Origin of the sequence: Exiguobacterium sp. s57, from assembly GCF_018617685.1 — a bacterium.
GTDB classification, from domain to species: Bacteria; Bacillota; Bacilli; order Exiguobacteriales; family Exiguobacteriaceae; genus Exiguobacterium; species Exiguobacterium marinum.
Genome location: NZ_JACSKR010000004.1, coordinates 1 through 19,006, shown reverse-complemented (window position 1 = coordinate 19,006; position 19,006 = coordinate 1). Strand labels below are relative to the sequence as shown.

Sequence of the window (19,006 nt, the reverse complement as noted above, 5' to 3'; positions counted from 1 at the left end):
GACTCATTTTTGAGGCCGCGCTTTCGGGATGCGAATTCGAATTTCAACAAATTCCTCTTCGTCTACTTCTTCAGTTTGGACATCAATCCCTGTTTTCCCAATCAAATCGATTGAGTCACGAATCGTGTTAATGGCGATTCGCGTGTCGCGCGCAAAACTCTTCGTCCGACGACGTTGTTTTTTTGGCTTACGCTTTTCTTCCTCGATCGGCGTTGTCAAAAAGGCGACTCGCTCTTCCGTCTCCTTGACGTTGAAGTCTTGCTCCAATACTTCAGCGAGAACTTGGAGTTGTAATCCTTCTTCTTTTAACGGTAGCAGTGCACGCGCATGTCGTTCATTGATCCGACGATCGCGAAGCGACTGTTTTACATCCTCAGGTAATTTCAACAAACGCAACTTATTAGCAATCGTCGACTGACTCTTCCCTAAACTCTTCGCGAGCGCATCTTGAGTCAAGCCGTTCAAGGCAAGTAAACGATCGTATGCTTCCGCCTCTTCGATCGGGCTCAACTGCTCACGCTGCAAGTTTTCAATCAGGGCGAGTGCGGCTGTCGTATCATCGTCCATATCGCGAACGATTGCCGGGATTGCTGACCAACCGAGAGATTTCACCGCTCGGAAGCGACGCTCTCCGGCAATGATTTCATAGCAGTCCCCGTCTGCCTTTCGGACCACGATTGGTTGAAGCAGCCCATGTTCCGAAATCGTCGTTGCCAGTTCTTCAATTTTAGCCGGTTCAAACACTTTTCGTGGTTGGTAACGGTTGGGACGTAATCGTGATAACGAGAGTTCCTGTACCGTGTCATCCGCTCGAACTTCCGCAATCTGAGTCACGGCAACTTCGTCTTTTCGATTCACACCGAACAATTTCGCAAATCTATTCTTCAACGTCGGGCACCCCTTTTTATGTAAAAAAATAAGCAGACTCCACCACTGGAATCTGCTTTTGTTTCACGTGAAACGACATCATCAGATAAGTGGCTCTTTCGCCGGCGTCCCCGCTTTACGCGGATATTTCCCGGGCGTTTTTCGTAGTTTATCTACAACTACGATATTACGCTCACTCATCTCTCCTGGCAATAGGAACTGGTGTGTCGATTTTTCTTTTCCGCCTAGAACAGCTAAAGCGTTTTTGGCATCTGCCATCTCGTCAGAAACCTTGGCCGCTTTAAGCGCGACGAAGCTTCCGCCTACTTTCGCGAGTGGTAAACAGTATTCCGCCAACACGGTCATGCGGGCAACCGCACGCGCTGTGACGACATCAAACTGTTCACGGAACTTTTTATTTTTCCCGAACTCTTCGGCCCGCCCATGATGGAAAGCGACACCCTCAAGTCCGAGGGCAAGGGCCAACTCGTTCAAGAACGTGATGCGCTTATTCAATGAATCGATGATTGTGACGTGTAAGTGCGGAAATAAAATTTTAAGAGGAAGACTCGGGAATCCCGCCCCCGCCCCGACATCACATACCGTTTCGACTTTCGTGAAATCGAAGTGAAACGCTGCGCTGAGCGAATCATAAAAGTGTTTCAAATACACTTCTTCCTGATCTGTGATGGCTGTTAAATTCATTTTTTCGTTCCATTCGACAAGCATTTCGAAGTAGCGTTTGAACTGAGTGAGTTGTGTCTCATTCAATTCAAACCCTTCAGCTCGTAACGCTTCAATAAATTGAGATTCGTTCATCGTTTCACTCCACCGTTGCGTATTGTCCTTGTTCGATGTAGACGAGCAAGATTGACACGTCTGCCGGGTTTACGCCTGAGATGCGTGACGCTTGTCCGATCGAAAGGGGACGAACTTGTTTTAGTTTTTGTTTTGCTTCTGTCGCGAGACCACCGATTGCATCGTAATCCAAGTTTTCTGGGATTCGTTTTTCTTCCATACGACGCATCTTCTCGACTTGTTCAAGCTGTTTGGAAATATAGCCTTCATACTTCACTTGAATCTCAACTTGCTCTTTCACTTCAAACGACAATTCTTCTGTTGATGGAACGACCGTCATGAGCGCTTCATAAGATACTTCCGGACGTTTCAACAAGATGTTGGCATGCGTCGCTTCTTTGAGCGGGTGTGCACCGAGTGATTCGAGCATCGCATTGACTTCAGGTGTCGATTTAACGACAAGTGACGCAAGTCGCTTCACTTCTTTTTCAATCGCTACACGCTTCTCGTTGAGGTGGGCATGACGATCTTCTGAAAGTAATCCGATCTCATACCCGATGTCGCTGAGTCGCAAGTCCGCGTTGTCATGACGCAACAAGAGACGATATTCGGCACGCGAAGTGAGTAGACGATACGGTTCGTTCGTCCCTTTCGTCACGAGGTCATCGATCAAGACGCCGATATACGCTTGCGAACGGTCCAAGATGACAGACTCTTTACCGAGCACTTTGCATGCGGCGTTGATTCCCGCCATGATGCCTTGTCCGGCCGCTTCTTCGTAACCACTCGTCCCGTTGATCTGTCCCGCTGTGAAGAGACCTGGGACTGCTTTTGTTTCGAGAGTTGGCCAAAGTTGAGTCGGTACGACCGCATCGTACTCGATCGCATAACCCGGACGCATCATCTCTGAGTTTTCAAGACCTGGGATTGTCCGAAGCATTTGATGTTGCACGTCTTCTGGCATACTCGTCGAGAAGCCTTGGACGTAAATTTCTTCTGTGTCGCGACCTTCTGGCTCCAAGAAGATTTGGTGACGCGGTTTATCGTTAAATCGAACGACCTTATCTTCAATCGATGGGCAATAACGTGGTCCCGTCCCTTTGATTGCGCCCGAATACATCGGTGAACGATGGAGGTTCTCATCAATCAACTGATGCGTGCGCTCACTCGTGTATGTGAGCCAGCATGGAATTTGTTCGATCGGGTTCAAATCCGTCGATGTGTACGAGAAGAATGATGGATTCTCGTCTCCTGGCTGAATCTCCGTCTTCGAGTAATCGATTGTCTTTCCGTCGATTCGTGGCGGTGTCCCCGTTTTGAATCGAACCAAGTCGAGACCGAGCTCTTCTAGATGTTTCGACAGCTCGACCGATGGCATTTGGTTGTTCGGACCGCTTTCATAAGCCAATTCACCGATGATGATTTGACCACGCATGAACGTTCCTGTTGTGACGATGACAGCTTTCGCGCGATATTCTGAACCCGTGTTCGTTACCACGCCGCGTACTACCCCGTCCTCAATCAACAAGCGTTCAACGAGTGCCTGACGAAGAAGTAGATTCGGCTCGTCTTCTAGCACTTTCTTCATATGATTTTGGTATTGGAATTTGTCCGCCTGTGCTCGTAACGCACGTACCGCCGGACCTTTCGATGTGTTGAGCATCTTCATTTGAATGTATGTCGCGTCAATCGCACGACCCATCTCACCACCGAGCGCATCGATTTCACGTACGACGATCCCTTTCGCCGGTCCACCGATTGACGGGTTACAATACATGAATCCGACCATGTCCGGGTTCATCGTCAGCATCGCTGTTTTCGCACCCATTCGAGCCGATGCGAGTGCCGCTTCGATCCCTGCGTGCCCGGCCCCGATGACGATGACGTCAAATTCGCCTGCCGTATAAGCCATATTCGTTCCTCCTTATTATTTCCCAAGACAAAATTGTGAAAAGAGCTGGTCAATCAAGCTCTCTTGTACGGTATCTCCATTGATTTCACCGAGCGTATCCCACGCACGACGTAAATCGATTTGGACCATATCGATCGGCATATTCATGACGGCACTGCCGAGCGCCTCATCAATTTGGCCAATCGTTCGTTTGATTAACTGAATGTGTCGAGCGTTCGAGATATATGTCATATCCTGCGACTCGACGCCTTTTGCGAAGAAGAGGTTTGCAATGGCCGCTTCAAGCGCATCGATTCCCTCATCTAGTAAGAGCGACGTCGCCACGATCGGACGTCCTGCCGCTAGTTTCTCTAGCTTAGAAGAATCCATGTTTTGTGGCAAGTCCGTCTTATTGATGATGATGATGGCATTCATGTCTTTGACCGCTTCAAACAACGCCTCATCCTCAACTGTCAATCCTTCATGACCGTTCAAGACGAGAAGGACCAAGTCCGCAGCTTCCAATGCCTTCCTCGACTTCTCTACACCGATTCGTTCCACGATATCTTCCGTTTCCCGAATCCCTGCCGTGTCGATCAATTTGAGCGGAACGCCTTTCACATTGACGTATTCCTCAATCGTATCACGCGTCGTCCCAGCGATTTCTGTGACAATTGCCTTCGTCTCTTGAACAAGCGTATTCATGAGTGAGGACTTTCCGACGTTCGGTCGCCCGATGATCGCCGTGCCCAAACCTTCACGTAAGATTTTCCCTTGCTTTGCTGTCTCAAGCAACTGCTCAAGGATGTGCTTGACTTCGCCAGCCTTCTCTTCGACGATGGCCTGTGTCATCTCTTCTGCATCATATTCCGGATAGTCGATGTTGACCTCGACTGCCGCAATCGTCTCGAGTAATTGTTGGCGTAACTCACGAACGAGTCGTGATAATCGTCCTTCCATTTGAGACATCGCAACGTTCATTGCCCGGTCCGTCTTCGCTCGAATCAGGTCCATGACCGCTTCTGCTTGAGATAAATCGATACGACCATTCAAAAAGGCGCGTTTTGTGAACTCGCCTGGTTCTGCTAAGCGGATGTCGGGTTGGTCGAGAATGAGCTCAAGGACACGATTGACCGCCACGACGCCCCCATGACAATTGATCTCGACGACATCTTCTCGTGTGAACGTCTTCGGTGCGCGCAGAATACTGACCATGACTTCATCGACGACCTCGCCCGTATCAGGATATTTCAACGTTCCATAATGAATCGTATGTGAATCGACTGTTGTTAAGTCTTTTCCAGAAAACACATTGTTCACCGTTTCGACCGCCAAATCGCCCGATAATCGGACAATCCCGATGGCACCTTCACCCATCGGTGTCGAAATCGCTGTAATCGTGTCAAACTCTAGCATCTTTCTCCCTCCAAACCTAAACATCTTCTTCTATCATATGCATAACGAACCTACTATACACGATATTCGACTTGAACGAAAGCGTTCGTCCATCAATAAAGTCATTGCGAATCTTCCCATTATTTTCGTACAATAAAGGAATATATTTACATAGAAGAGAGGGTATGAATGTGAAACAACAGACAGCGATTCAAGTTATCACCGAGCGACTTAAGCAGGACGAAGCGGTTCAAGCCGTCTTTGTGAAAGGTTCGTTCGGTCGAGGAGAAGAAGATGAACATTCCGATGTGGACCTCTATGTAATGGTTCAGCCTGACCAAGAGATATCCTTCCTGTCAAGACGTCTCGAGCACCTCCTTGCGTATCGCCCAATCTTGTTGAAAGATGAGATTCACATCGTCGCCCCACAACTCATTGTCGTATACGATGATTTTCTTCACATTGATTTATTCACCGTCACAAAAGAGACATTGAACCACCAAGACTCGATCCATATCCTTTACGACCCACAACATCAGCTCGTTTCGCACACGACATCACTGCAGTTAGAAGAAACGTCGACGAGTGATCATGCGTTTGATACCGTTTGGTTCTTTTTCCAATATACGAAATCTCGCAATCGAGGTAACGGCATCTGGGCGACCGAGATGCTTCGGCAAGGGATGGTTCATTTCGCATATGTGTTAGCCACCCACCACACACCTGAACGGGCATCGCTCGGCTTAAAAGATGTGGCACAGCGACAAACAATCGATTTACATTCGTTTTATGACCAATTGACCCCCGCTTCGCACGAAAAGGCCGCCCGCATGTACATCGAGCGACTCAAAGAGGAGCAACCGTTCTTCGCGACATTACCCGGTTACGACGTATTCGGACCGTTCATGGAACAGTTGATTCAACGAGAAACAAGCCGCCCCCGTGTATAGGGCGGCTTGTTCTTTAGTAACGTGTTTGCCGTTTCGTCGAGCGAATCGTGAAATAGAGAACGAGTTCTAGCACAGCAATAGCGATGAGAATTCCACCGAACAGTTGAAACAGGACGAGCAGACTGCTAAATGGATTCGTCAACATGAGAATCCCGACACCAATCCACAATATACTTCCAATCAAAAACCAGAGCCATCGCCCTGCCATCGATTGACGGTATCCAAGCGCTTGAATCAGGCGAATGATTCCACCAAATAAAAACAGTGCTCCGATTAAAATCGGAAGAAGGCTCGCTAACGTCTCTGCGAAGAAGAAGACAACCGCCCCCAATATCAAATAAATGACCCCCATAAAGAAAGATGGTGGTAAACCTTCCTGTCGCCTGCGGATGCCTTGAAAAACCATCCATATACCCATAATGGCCAAATATCCGGCAATCACATACACCATAACATCAAAGAAAAAGCGAGGGTACAGCAGAATAAGAACACCGAGCACAAAATAAATGACAGCTTGCCATAATGTCGATCGCTCCAAGCGGTGAATGAATGCTTCCATTTTTCTACACCTCCTTTTTTTATTCCTTTCTTTCTGTATTCCCGTCTCATCGACACGCAACCCCACAAAAAAAAAGCTGAGTGTCATGAGACACCCAGCTTAATGATTATTTACGCTTTTTCTTTTTGTTTTTCTTTTCTTCTTCAGCAAGAGCTGCACGCTCTGCTTCTTTTGCAGCGATTTTCGCTTCTGCTGCTACCTTCATCTTCTCACGCATCGGGAGCATGATTGCCATCGTGACGATGATCGAGATGATATATCCGACTACCCAGTACAATGAGAGGGCAGCTGGAAGGTTGATTGACATGATAAAGATCATGACCGGGAAGATATAGAGCATCATCTTCAATTGTGGGTTCTGTTCTTGACCCGCCATTGAGATTTTTTGTTGTGCAAACGTCAAGATTGCCGCTAAGATCGGCAAGACGAACGTCGGGTCCGGAGCACCGAGGTCAAACCATAAGAAGTTCGCCTCAAAAATCTCAGGTGTACGACGAATCGCATCGTAGAACGCGAAGAGAATTGGCATTTGAATCAAGATTGGCAAACACCCTGCGAGCGGGTTGATTTGATACTCTTGATAAAGTTTCATCATCTCTTCTTGGAGTTTACGTTGTGTTTCTTGGTCTTTCGAGCTGTACTTTTCACGAAGCTTCAGCATTTCTGGTTGCAAGACCTGCATCGCACCCATACTCTTCGTCTGCTTGATCATGAGTGGGAGAATCAACAAACGAACGATGATTGTCGCGATGATGATTGAAATCCCGTATTGCCAAGGGCCACCTACTAAGTAAGCAACTTCCTTCAAAAGCCATGCGAGCGGCCATACAAAGTACTTCGCCCAGAAACCTTCTGTGTCAGCCGTAACTGGTTCGGCTTGGATGGTAGACGGATCCACACAGCCTGCCATCAGCATGATGACCGCAGTCATGGCAGCGAGTAATCCTAATTTTAGCTTTTTGCTCATAGTTCCTCCTACACTTTCATTATCAATTCTTTTTTAACGCACACGTCGATCGGGCAATCTTATAAGACTCTGATTATATGAGAGAACAAATTCAGATTGTCATGGTCACCGGCCTTGCTTTTGCCAAACTTTCGACCGTTTGAATACGTGTTTCAAACTCTCGGTCACTTCCGACTGCGTTAATGCAGTCGCAGGCTTCCGGGCGATGATGACATAATCATTTGGTGCAACGTTTGGTTCGAGCAAGCGAAGCGACTCACGCATCAATCGTTTCATACGGTTCCGTTCCACAGCATTGCCAAGCTTTTTACTGACGGAAAGGCCCACTCTGAAATGCGCTTGATCCGCTTTGAGCGTGTAGACGACAAACTGACGATTGGCCACGGAGCGTCCTTCGCGAAACACCGCTTGGAACTCTTCATTCTTTTGCAGGCGGTATTCTTTTTTCAAAATTCTCACTCCATCCTTCGCTTCAAAAATCGTCAACTAACATCATATCATATCCGCATCATTTGAACGAGGGAGAATCGATGAAATGCTACGTTTCTGTGACGAACTAAAAAATTGCCCGAGGACAGGATCCCCGGGCAATTTTTATTCGAAATTATACAGTCAAGGCTTTGCGGCCTTTACGACGACGAGCAGCAAGAATGTTACGACCGTTTTTAGTCGCCATGCGTGCACGGAATCCGTGGACTTTCTTACGCTTACGGTTGTTAGGATTGAAAGTTGGTTTCATGGTTACAGCACCTCCTCAAGATTAACGCTCTATTAGCAAGTTATAGTTTCATTTAAGGCAGTCTTTAAGATTATATAAATCGTTTCACCAATTGTCAATGTATTTTCGAGCAGTTTTCGAATTCAACGAATGAAGCGTTCTGGAATCTCTACTTGAAGGTGAAATTGATCTAGTTCATATGCTAGTAGAGGAAAAATTCATACACAACCTTTACACATTTTATAAACGGTCTTTATAAATATTGATGTTGAGCCATTTTATCCACAATAACTCGAAGTTATCCACATTTATATGTGAATAACTCCTCTTTTTTCATAATTAAATTCTTCATTTTTTCGTTTTCTTCTTTTACAAAAACATTTCTACAGTTTCCTTCTTCCTCTTTTGTGTATAACTTTTTTATTCTTTCATGCACGAATATATCGTTATCCACAACATATCCACATGTTATCCACAAACTACACAGCATGTGGATAAGTGGGTGTGGATACTTTTCTTAATCTGTGGATAAATGCCAAAAAGCATTGCCACGTCTATTTTATTTTGCTAAACTGAATGTGCACAAACTTGTGGATGAACAATTCGTGATTCCAAGATATACACAGGCTGTGGATAAGTGTTATCCCCAAAATGAACACCATGTGGATAACTTTATCCACAGTTTTTGTTCTCTGGGGATAACCCTAGTTTCTACTATAAAATAGTGTATGTGTATATCGTGTGAATAAGTTTTACCTAACATGTGAGTAAAGGAGGTCTTTTATTGAAGAATGCTCGCGAGATTTGGAGAAATGTCTTATCGGTAATCGAAGAAGAAGAACGAACACCAAAAGCTAGTTTTGACATGTGGTTAAAATCAACCGAAGGAATATCCTTGATGGGAACGACACTCGTCGTGTCGGCACCTGCTAGTTTTATCGTTACATGGTTAGAGCGGCAGTATCTATCTCTTTTACAAGATACAGTCGAAGAGATCACAAATAACAAACTTGAAATTCATTTTATTGAAGAATCTCAAGCACACAAGTATGCTCCAGCTGATGGATCCCACGAATCAATTGCTGTGACAGAAACAAAAGAACAACCCTTACCATTACCTTCAAAAGAGGAAGGGGATCTTGGACAACTGAATGACAAATACATTTTCGAGACATTTGTCATCGGCTCAGGGAACCGATTTGCCCATGCAGCATCTCTCGCTGTCGCCGAAGCACCTGCACGCGCGTATAATCCACTATTCATTTATGGAGGCGTCGGACTTGGGAAGACGCATTTGATGCATGCAATCGGTCATTACGTAAAAGCTCAAAAACCGGGAGCTCGAATTGCCTATGTTTCCTCTGAAAAATTTACGAACGAATTTATCAACTCGATCCGGGACAACAAAACCGGTGAGTTCCGCAATCGCTATCGGAATATCGATGTGCTGCTCATTGATGATATTCAGTTCTTAGCAGGGAAAGAGCAGACTCAGGAAGAGTTTTTCCACACTTTCAACGCGTTACACAACGATCAAAAACAAATTGTCATTTCAAGTGATCGACCACCGAAAGAAATTCCAACATTAGAAGATCGGCTGCGCTCGCGTTTCGAATGGGGGCTGATTACGGATATCACGCCGCCAGACCTCGAGACACGTATTGCGATTCTTCGTAAAAAAGCGACTGCTGAAGGTCTTGATATCTCTAATGAAGTCATGCTTTATATCGCTAATCAAATCGATACGAACATTCGTGAGCTAGAAGGGGCATTGACACGTGTCGTCGCTTACGCAAAACTAGTCGGACGACCAATTGATCCGGACGTTGCAGCTGAAGCGCTTCATAATATCATGCCCGTTCAGGAAGCGAAGAAGATAGTCATTCGTGACATTCAAGAAATTGTCAGTCAACACTTCAACATTCAAGTAGAAGAATTAAATTCGAAAAAGCGTACTAAAACACTTGCATTTCCACGCCAGATTGCGATGTATCTGTCTCGAGAGATGACGGAGAGTTCATTGCCTAAAATCGGGGAGGAGTTCGGAGGACGCGATCATACGACTGTGATTCATGCCCATGAAAAGATTAGTACACTCCTGAAAAACGATGTGGAAATGCAAGAGACGATTCAAACGTTGAAAAAGGCACTGTCTAACTAATGAAGAATTCTCTGTGGATATCCTGTGGATAAACCACCTTAGTTATCCACAAGTTATTCACAAGCGGAATGGCTTTATACGTAGGTTTAAAGGGACTTATCCCCAGTATCCACAGCCCTTACTACTATTATGACTTAATTAATACTATTATTATCATTAGGAAATTGACTCATTTCACCTTAGGAGGAATTATCCACATGCATTTAACGATTCAACGAGATGTATTTATGCAAGCAGTACAAGATGTATCAAAAGCTGTGGCTTCACGTACAACAATTCCAATTTTGACAGGATTAAAACTTGAAGCACATGCGGACGGTTTGACACTGACAGGAAGTGACACCGAAATTTCGATTGAACGCTTGATTCCAATCGAAGAGGGTGGAATTGAACTCATTCAAATTCAACGTGCTGGAAGCGTCGTTTTAAACGCTCGCTTCTTAGGAGAAATCGTGAAGAAGTTACCGACAAATGAAGTCACCCTCGAAGTATCTCCGAACTTCATGACTCGAATTGAGTCTGGACAGGCGGAGTTTCACTTGAATGGACTCGACCCGGACGAATACCCTCGTCTACCGGAACTTGCAAGTGACCGTCGGTTCTACTTACCGGCCGATCTTTTGAAGACGATCATTCGTCAAACGAGTTTTGCTGTTTCATCACAAGAGACACGCCCAGTATTAACTGGAGTCAACTTCTCAGCTGAGAAAGGATTCCTTACATGTGTCGCAACGGACAGTCACCGATTGGCACTTCGTCGTGCCCGCTTTGAGACGGATAATGATTTAACGTTCCAAAATGTCGTCGTTCCAGGTCGTTCACTTAACGAATTGGCAAAGTTACTCGACCGCGAAGAATTACCGATTGAGATCGTCCTCACAGATCAACAGATTTTGTTCCGAATGAAGAACATCTCATTCTTCTCTCGCTTGTTAGACGGTGCGTATCCTGATACGTCACGTCTCATTCCAGAAGAATATCGTACTGCGGTACGCATGAACGCGAAAGAATTCTTACAAGCCATTGATCGTGCTTCACTCTTGGCACGTGCAGACCGCAACAACGTCATTAAATTTGTAGCGGAAGATACAACAGCAGTTGAAGTGTCTTCACACTCACCAGAAGTCGGGAAAGTGTCTGAACGTGTCAGTATTTTATCGCTTGAAGGGGAAGAACTAAAAATTTCCTTTAACTCAAAATTCGTGATGGACGCACTTCGGGCACTCGATGCATCTGAAATCGAAATCCAGTTCACTGGTTCGATGCGACCGTTCATTTTACGACCGGTTGAACAAGATAGCGTTCTTCAACTGATTTTGCCAGTCCGCACATCGTAAGCTGCGGATAGGGATGATGAGGTGTCTTACCTTATCATCCCTCTTTTTGCCTTATTCGACGATTTTCGATAAACTAATATGTATGGCGATTTTTTCAGATCAGCATATGGGAAAGGGAGTGACGACATGGAAAAAGTGTCGATTACAACCGAGTATGTGACACTCGGACAATTTTTAAAATTAGCAGACATCATCTCGAGTGGGGGACAAGCGAAGTTCTTTTTAGAGGATGTCATGATTAAAGTAAACGGTGAGCAAGATCAACGCCGTGGCCGTAAATTAAGAGATGGAGATACAATCGAAGTCGAAGGCTTCGGGGAATATCAAATCGAGGGAAATTGACGTGTACTTAAAGTCGATCCGATTGCAAAACTATCGCAACTACGAAACCCTCGAGCTAGATTTTTCAGAACAGACAAATGTTCTAATTGGTGAGAATGCCCAAGGGAAAACGAATCTTCTCGAATCGATTTACGTACTTGCGCTGGCGAAATCGCATCGGACGACACAAGACCGTGAATTAATCGGATGGGAAGCTGACGCTGCGAGTATCGAAGGACGGATTCATAAACGTACTGGTGAAGCAGTACAAAGTCTCTCATTTTCTCCTAAAGGAAAGAAAGCAAAGCTCAATCATTTAGAACAACGTCGTCTCAGTGACTATGTCGGCGCATTTAACGTCGTCTTGTTCGCGCCTGAAGACTTAGCCATCGTGAAAGGCAGTCCACAAGGGAGACGGCGATTTTTAGATATGGAAATCGGTCAGGTCAGTCCGGTGTACTTACATGAACTCAATCAATACTTGAAGACGCTGAAACAGCGAAACGCCTTGTTGAAGCAGTTATCTGCAAAAGGTGGCGATGAGACGTTACTCGAGGTGTTAACGGATCAATTGATTGAACTCGCTGTGAAAATCGTGATGAGACGCTATCATTTCATCGACCAACTCGAAAAATGGGCTAATCCGATTCATTCTGGGATTACGAGAGAACTGGAAACACTGACAATTCAATACGTTTCGGATACGTTCCAAAAAGAACGCTTCTCAAAAGAACAGATGTTTGAAACGTATCGTCAAAAGTTTGATAAAATAAGAGAGAACGAACGACGAAGAGGTGTGACCTTGTTTGGTCCACATCGCGACGATTTTGAATTGTACGTCAACAATCGAAATGTTCAAACGTTCGGTTCACAAGGTCAGCAACGAACGGCGGCCTTGTCATTGAAGCTAGCTGAAATTGAGTTGATTCATGAAGAAGTAGGCGAGTATCCTCTGTTGTTATTAGACGATGTGTTATCTGAGCTTGACGATCATCGCCAAACCCATCTCCTTGATACGATGGGACGGAAAGTACAAACAATTTTGACAACAACAAACATTGATGGGATTGCACATGAAACGATTCAACAAGCCAAAGTGTTTCACGTGAAACAAGGTGAAGTTGAAATAGAGTCAATGTGATCGTGTCAAAAAGGAACACCAAAACATGTATAGTAGGTGAAAATAACCGATGAGTAATGAAAATGAAAAAGAATTGCAAGCGTACGGCGCCGATCAGATTCAAGTCCTTGAAGGCTTAGAAGCTGTTCGTAAACGTCCAGGGATGTATATCGGTTCCACAAGCTCTCGCGGTCTCCACCATTTAGTATGGGAAATTGTCGATAACTCCATCGATGAGGCGCTTGCAGGTTACTGTGACACAATCACAGTGACGATTGAGCCAGGAAACTCGATTGTTGTCGAAGATAATGGGCGCGGAATTCCAGTCGACGTTCAAAAGAAAACAGGTAGACCTGCCGTTGAAGTTATATTCACAGTGTTGCATGCGGGTGGTAAGTTCGGCGGTGGCGGATATAAAGTATCTGGAGGTCTTCACGGTGTCGGGGCGTCGGTTGTTAACGCCTTATCGACAAAGCTTGAAGTGTTCGTTCGTCGCGATGGAAATGTGTATTACCAAGCGTTTAAGCGAGGTGTTCCACAGGGTGAACTCGAGATCGTCGGGACGACAGATACGACAGGGACGACTGTCCGCTTCTTCCCAGACGGGGACATCTTCCAAGAAACTCTCGAGTATGACTTTGATCTGTTGGCGACACGTCTACGTGAGCTTGCCTTTTTGAATAAGGGACTACGAATCGTTGCAAAAGATGATCGTAGTGATGAGACGATCGAGCGTAATTATCACTATGAGGGTGGAATCAAATCTTACGTTGAGCACTTGAACCGTTCGAAAGCTTCGATTCATGAAGAACCCGTGTATGTACACGGTACAAAAGATGGAATCGAAGTGGAAATTGCACTTCAGTACAACGAAGGTTTTGCTAGTAACATCTATTCGTTCACGAACAATATTCCGACGCATGAGGGGGGAACACACGAGACTGGATTTAAAACAGCCCTCACACGTTCCATCAACGATTATGCGAAACGGTTCGGATTGATGAAAGAAGCCGATGGTAGTCTTTCCGGAGACGATGTCCGTGAAGGATTGACGGCGATCGTCTCGGTCAAACACCCTTCTCCTCAATTTGAAGGGCAAACGAAAACTAAACTCGGGAATGCCGATGCACGGACGGCAACGGACACGTTGTTCAGCGATACGTTCGAACAATTCCTGCTCGAGAACCCATCGGTCGGTCGTCTCATTGTCGATAAAGGTTTGATGGCGGCACGCGCACGCCTTGCAGCGAAGCGGGCACGAGAGATGACGCGTCGTAAAGGAATACTCGAAGTCAGTTCATTGCCAGGGAAATTGGCCGACTGTTCTTCAAAAGACGCATCGAAGTCTGAATTGTACATCGTCGAGGGTGACTCGGCGGGTGGTTCAGCGAAGTCTGGACGTGACCGTCACTTCCAAGCGATTTTGCCGATTAGAGGTAAAATCATCAACGTCGAGAAAGCACGTCTTGATAAGATTTTGGCCAACCAAGAAGTCCGGACGATCATCACGGCTCTTGGAACAGGGATTGCGGACGAGTTCGATTTATCAAAAGCGCGCTATCACAAATTGATTATCATGACCGATGCCGATGTCGATGGTGCACACATTCGGACGCTATTGTTGACGTTCTTCTATCGTTATATGCGCCCACTCGTTGAAAGTGGATATGTTTATATCGCACAACCACCGCTCTATGGTGTGAAGCATGGTAAAGAAACAACCTACGTTCAAAACGAGCGTGAGTTGCAAGCTACGATTGCACAACTTCCTGAAAATGCACGTTATAGCGTTCAACGTTACAAGGGTCTTGGAGAAATGGACCCTGAGCAGTTATGGAATACGACAATGAACCCAGAAACGCGTTCGATGCTCCGTGTCGATCTTCAAGATGCGATTGAAGCGGATGAAATCTTCGAAACACTCATGGGGGACAACGTCGAGCCACGCCGTGACTTTATTCAATCTCACGCCCATTACGTGAAGAACCTCGATATTTAATAAGAAGGGTAGGCAATAACGAATGGCAGAACAAGAAAATATCAAGGATATAAATATTAGCCAAGAGATGCGGACGTCATTCATGGACTATGCGATGAGTGTCATCGTATCACGTGCCCTTCCGGACGTGCGAGATGGATTGAAGCCGGTTCACCGTCGTATTTTATATGCGATGAACGAACTTGGGATTCGTGCGGACAAGCCACATAAAAAGTCGGCGCGCGTCGTCGGGGATGTAATCGGTAAGTACCACCCTCACGGTGATTCAGCCGTTTACGAGACAATGGTCCGTATGGCTCAAGATTTCAGTTATCGTTATGAATTAGTCGACGGTCACGGGAACTTTGGTTCAGTCGATGGTGATTCAGCCGCTGCGATGCGTTATACCGAGGCACGGATGTCTAAAATTGCGATGGAACTCGTACGAGACATCGGAAAAAACACAATCGATTATCAACCGAACTTCGATGGGGAAGAAAAAGAACCGGTCGTACTCCCGGCTCGATTCCCAAACTTCCTTGTGAACGGAACGAGCGGGATTGCCGTTGGGATGGCGACAAACGTTCCACCACATAACTTGAACGAAGTCATCGATGGCGTCTTGGCCCTTTCTCACAATCCAGACATTACGATTGCTGAATTGATGCAACACATCCCAGGTCCTGACTTCCCGACAGCGGGAGAGATTTTGGGACGTAGCGGAATTCGTCGTGCGTATGAAACCGGACGTGGGTCGATTACGATGCGTGCGAAAGCCGAAATCGAGACGTTGAAAAATGGCCGTGAGCGTATTCTCGTGCACGAGATTCCTTACCAAGTCAACAAAGCACGTCTCGTTGAAAAGATTGCCGATTTGGTCCGCGATAAAAAGATTGAGGGCATCACAGACTTACGAGATGAATCGGACCGGAACGGGATGCGAATCGTCATTGAGGTTCGCCGCGACGCGAATGCGAGTGTCATCTTAAACAATTTATACAAACAAACACCGATGCAAACGACGTTCGGGGTCAACATGCTCGCCCTTGTAGGCGGTCGTCCAAAAACGTTGAACATCAAACAAGCGATTTATTACTACATCGAACACCAAAAAGAGGTCGTACGTCGTCGTACGCAATTCGATTTGGACAAAGCGGAAGCACGTGCTCACATTTTAGAGGGTCTTCGTGTTGCCTTGGATCACTTGGATGAAGTTATCGCCATCATCCGTAGTACGCGTACAGGTGACGAGGCTCGTGAAAAGTTGATTGCCCGTTTTGGACTTTCGACTGAACAGACGCAAGCAATCTTAGATATGCGCCTCCAACGCTTGACTGGATTGGAACGTGAGAAGATTGAAGGCGAATATCGTGAAGTGAAAGCGTTGATTGAAGAACTTCGTGCGATTCTTGGAGATGAGGAGTTGCTCCTCGATATCATCCGCAACGAACTGCTTGAAATCAAAGAACGATATGGCGATGCACGGCGTACAGTGATTCGTACAGATATCGTCGAGCTTGAGGATGAGGATTTGATTCCGGTTCGTGACATGATGATCACGCTCACGAGTGAAGGCTATATCAAATCGATTCCATCGGATTCTTATCGGACACAGCGCCGCGGAGGACGTGGAAAACAAGGAATGGGAACGAACGATGAAGATTTCGTCCTTCGCTTGCTTTCAGCATCGACACACGATACCATCCTGTTCTTTACGAACTTTGGACGCGTCTTCCGTCTCAAAGGATACGAAATTCCTGAGATGAGCCGTACCGCGAAAGGAATGCCAATCATTAACTTGCTTCAAATCGACAAGGGTGAAAAAGTCGAAACAATGATTCCGGTCGATTTCAACAGTTACTTGGCTAACCAAACGGTAGTAGAAGAGGCAGAGGATGAATCAGAAGAAGTGGCAGATGAGCAGTTGTCTCTTGTGTTTATCACAAAAGAGGGCTTGGTCAAACGTTCCCCACTCTCGGCATACGCTCGAATCAACAAAAACGGTCTCCGCGCAATTAGCTTGAATGAGACAGACGAACTCGTCACGGTCCGTCTTGCGAAGAGTGACGATGAGATGTTGATTGTCACACGTCAAGGAATGTCGATTCGCTTCCCACTCGAAGGAGAAGTTCGCTCGATGGGACGTACGGCACGAGGGGTACGTGCGATTCGTTTAAAGAAAGAAGACGATTTGGTCGTTTCAATGGAAATCGTTCGAACAACACAAGATGTCTTGATCATCACGGAAAAAGGATACGGAAAACGTACGGCCATGGAGCAATTCCGCACACAAGGTCGTGGTGGTTCCGGAATCATTGGAATCAAGACAGACCGTGGGACAGTCGTTGGTATGCGTGTCGTAGATGAAGATGATGACATTATGTTGATGACAGAACATGGAGTCGCGATTCGTATCGATTCGCAAACGATTTCTCAGATGGGTCGAAGCACACGTGGTGTAAAAGTGATGAACATTGAAGAAGGCGATCGTTTAGCGACTATCGCTAAACTGAAAAAAGATGAATTAGAAGAGGAATTAGCAGTCGATTTGGAGAATGGGTTTGAGGATGAAGCACCTGAACCTGACGAATCGTCGAATGTGAATGAGTAAGACGAGAGGTCGAGCGGTGTTTTTCCGTTCGACCTTTTTTCTATATATAGGAGGGATTCGCGTGCGTTTGAACTTATCTACTGTACATGTTGGCATGACTTTATTGTCACCAGTTTCTTCCTTAGAGGCCGGAATTCACTTAACGAATGAACACCTTCGTTTACTCCGTTTCTTAAAAATCGAAGAGATCGATGTCGCGCCTGTAGAACGAACGACCCTCACTTCAAAAGAAAAGGATATTTTATATGGCCAGGTGCTTCAATATGAAAAGCATTACAATCAATGGGAAGAACGGATTGCCCCTAATCCTTATGAGGCTCTAGAATTCATTCATCAACTCTTTCGTCAAGAAGTACCGTTGTCAGCAGTTGTTCATTTCTTTACAGATCAGCCCTTACGAAAGAACCATGTTATTTATCATGCAATTTATCGAGCTCTCGTTTCTCATGCCTTATCGAAGTATCGAGGTGATGAGCATCAACTTCAATTTGATTATGGACTCGCTTCTTATTTTGCGGATGCAAGTTATGCTAAAATTCGGAAATGGTCTCATATGCGTTATTTCACAAAAATGGAGCGGGAACTTTTGTATCAACATCCGCTTGTCTCAGCAGCGATGTTGCCAAGCACTCAAACGTTACGAGGACGCGTATATCAATTAGTCGAAGAACATCATGAACGACTAGATGGATCTGGGTTTCCGAAACGTCTAACAGAGCGCGAACTAAATCCAGCTTCTCCTCTATTTATTGTAGCGGACCGTTTTTGTCAGTTAACGGCCCAAAGAACGTTTCGAAAACCACTCTCTCCAGAAGAAGCATATTTTTATATGTGTCAGAACAAAGCATATGATGAAGAAGCGCTGTCGCTTCTTGCTACCTTACTAGGATTTTATGAGATTGGTCGATCCGTTTTATTAAGTAGCGGGGTGCGTGGGAAGATTCATGCATATACGACTTGTATCGATCAACCTATCGTCATAGAAGATACGAGTCAAAAAGAATATGATTTATCCCGTTTGAATGAAGTTCGGATTGTAGCGTTCCAATAAGAAGAAACTGACGATTCCTTTCATAAAAATAGATGGGAATTGTCTTTATTTATTCTTTTTCAAAAAACTTTATTTTTATAGTTGACGGATATAAATACAGGTGTTACTATAAATGAGTCGCTAAGAGCGGCAGACGAACTTTGAAAACTGAACGATGAGGCAAAAATAAGTTTTACAATTTTTGAATGAAGCACAAGCTTCGTCAATTTAAGAGCTATATCAAATTCTTTGGAGAGTTTGATCCTGGCTCAGGACGAACGCTGGCGGCGTGCCTAATACATG

The 19,006-nt window shown here is 45.5% G+C and carries 16 protein-coding genes; 8 read left to right on the top strand and 8 right to left on the bottom strand.

Translation table 11 applies throughout. The annotated features are described in order from the left end of the window. Positions 1-3: 3 nt before the first annotated feature. The 4 genes from noc to mnmE all read right to left on the bottom strand — a co-directional run bounded on the left by noc (position 4) and on the right by mnmE (position 4,972). On the bottom strand, positions 4-888 hold the full coding sequence (gene noc / locus KNO98_RS10270; protein ID WP_015880224.1) for a nucleoid occlusion protein: 885 nt from the start codon (positions 886-888) through the stop codon (positions 4-6). Between the two features lie 81 nt (positions 889-969). Beyond that, positions 970-1,686 (bottom strand): 16S rRNA (guanine(527)-N(7))-methyltransferase RsmG, encoded by a 717-nt coding sequence (gene rsmG / locus KNO98_RS10265; protein ID WP_026824735.1) that lies wholly within the window; start codon positions 1,684-1,686, stop codon positions 970-972. Between the two features lie 4 nt (positions 1,687-1,690). Beyond that, positions 1,691-3,577, bottom strand: coding sequence for a tRNA uridine-5-carboxymethylaminomethyl(34) synthesis enzyme MnmG (gene mnmG / locus KNO98_RS10260; protein ID WP_026824736.1), 1,887 nt, complete (start codon positions 3,575-3,577; stop codon positions 1,691-1,693). A gap of 15 nt (positions 3,578-3,592) precedes the next feature. Further along, a complete protein-coding gene (mnmE, locus tag KNO98_RS10255; protein WP_214700771.1) occupies positions 3,593-4,972 on the bottom strand; it encodes a tRNA uridine-5-carboxymethylaminomethyl(34) synthesis GTPase MnmE in 1,380 nt (459 codons plus the stop codon). 170 nt (positions 4,973-5,142) lie between these two features. Between mnmE and KNO98_RS10250 the strand changes: the two genes are divergently transcribed. Then, positions 5,143-5,901 carry a nucleotidyltransferase domain-containing protein gene (locus tag KNO98_RS10250; RefSeq protein ID WP_214700770.1) on the top strand — a complete coding sequence of 253 codons (759 nt, stop codon included), beginning with the start codon at positions 5,143-5,145 and terminating at the stop codon, positions 5,899-5,901. A 13-nt stretch (positions 5,902-5,914) separates the two neighbouring features. On the opposite strand, the gene KNO98_RS10245 is transcribed toward KNO98_RS10250, so the two are convergent. The 4 genes from KNO98_RS10245 to rpmH all read right to left on the bottom strand — a co-directional run bounded on the left by KNO98_RS10245 (position 5,915) and on the right by rpmH (position 8,166). Continuing rightward, complete coding sequence (locus KNO98_RS10245) at positions 5,915-6,460, bottom strand: HdeD family acid-resistance protein (protein WP_214700769.1); 546 nt, start codon at positions 6,458-6,460, stop codon at positions 5,915-5,917. Between the two features lie 106 nt (positions 6,461-6,566). Then, positions 6,567-7,427 carry a membrane protein insertase YidC gene (yidC, locus tag KNO98_RS10240; RefSeq protein WP_214700768.1) on the bottom strand — a complete coding sequence of 287 codons (861 nt, stop codon included), beginning with the start codon at positions 7,425-7,427 and terminating at the stop codon, positions 6,567-6,569. Positions 7,428-7,532: 105 nt separating this feature from the next. Continuing rightward, positions 7,533-7,877: a ribonuclease P protein component gene (gene rnpA, locus KNO98_RS10235; RefSeq protein WP_214700767.1), complete on the bottom strand. Its 345-nt coding sequence runs from the start codon at positions 7,875-7,877 to the stop codon at positions 7,533-7,535. A gap of 154 nt (positions 7,878-8,031) precedes the next feature. Continuing rightward, positions 8,032-8,166 carry a 50S ribosomal protein L34 gene (gene rpmH, locus KNO98_RS10230; RefSeq protein WP_015880216.1) on the bottom strand — a complete coding sequence of 45 codons (135 nt, stop codon included), beginning with the start codon at positions 8,164-8,166 and terminating at the stop codon, positions 8,032-8,034. Between the two features lie 763 nt (positions 8,167-8,929). Here rpmH and dnaA point away from each other — a divergent pair. The 7 genes from dnaA to KNO98_RS10195 all read left to right on the top strand — a co-directional run bounded on the left by dnaA (position 8,930) and on the right by KNO98_RS10195 (position 18,724). After that, the gene (dnaA, locus tag KNO98_RS10225) at positions 8,930-10,306 is read left to right on the top strand and encodes a chromosomal replication initiator protein DnaA (RefSeq protein WP_026824742.1); all 1,377 of its coding nucleotides are present in this window, start codon (positions 8,930-8,932) and stop codon (positions 10,304-10,306) included. 197 nt (positions 10,307-10,503) lie between these two features. Then, positions 10,504-11,643: a DNA polymerase III subunit beta gene (gene dnaN, locus KNO98_RS10220; RefSeq protein WP_026824743.1), complete on the top strand. Its 1,140-nt coding sequence runs from the start codon at positions 10,504-10,506 to the stop codon at positions 11,641-11,643. A gap of 126 nt (positions 11,644-11,769) precedes the next feature. After that, complete coding sequence (yaaA, locus tag KNO98_RS10215; protein WP_015880213.1) at positions 11,770-11,985, top strand: S4 domain-containing protein YaaA; 216 nt, start codon at positions 11,770-11,772, stop codon at positions 11,983-11,985. Between the two features lies 1 nt (position 11,986). Then, positions 11,987-13,105: a DNA replication/repair protein RecF gene (recF, locus tag KNO98_RS10210; RefSeq protein ID WP_026824744.1), complete on the top strand. Its 1,119-nt coding sequence runs from the start codon at positions 11,987-11,989 to the stop codon at positions 13,103-13,105. Between the two features lie 49 nt (positions 13,106-13,154). Beyond that, the gene (gene gyrB / locus KNO98_RS10205) at positions 13,155-15,083 is read left to right on the top strand and encodes a DNA topoisomerase (ATP-hydrolyzing) subunit B (RefSeq protein ID WP_214700766.1); all 1,929 of its coding nucleotides are present in this window, start codon (positions 13,155-13,157) and stop codon (positions 15,081-15,083) included. Positions 15,084-15,105: 22 nt separating this feature from the next. Further along, positions 15,106-17,673 carry a DNA gyrase subunit A gene (gene gyrA, locus KNO98_RS10200; protein ID WP_026824746.1) on the top strand — a complete coding sequence of 856 codons (2,568 nt, stop codon included), beginning with the start codon at positions 15,106-15,108 and terminating at the stop codon, positions 17,671-17,673. Positions 17,674-17,734: 61 nt separating this feature from the next. Then, the gene (locus tag KNO98_RS10195; RefSeq protein ID WP_026824747.1) at positions 17,735-18,724 is read left to right on the top strand and encodes an HD-GYP domain-containing protein; all 990 of its coding nucleotides are present in this window, start codon (positions 17,735-17,737) and stop codon (positions 18,722-18,724) included. Positions 18,725-19,006: the final 282 nt, after the last annotated feature.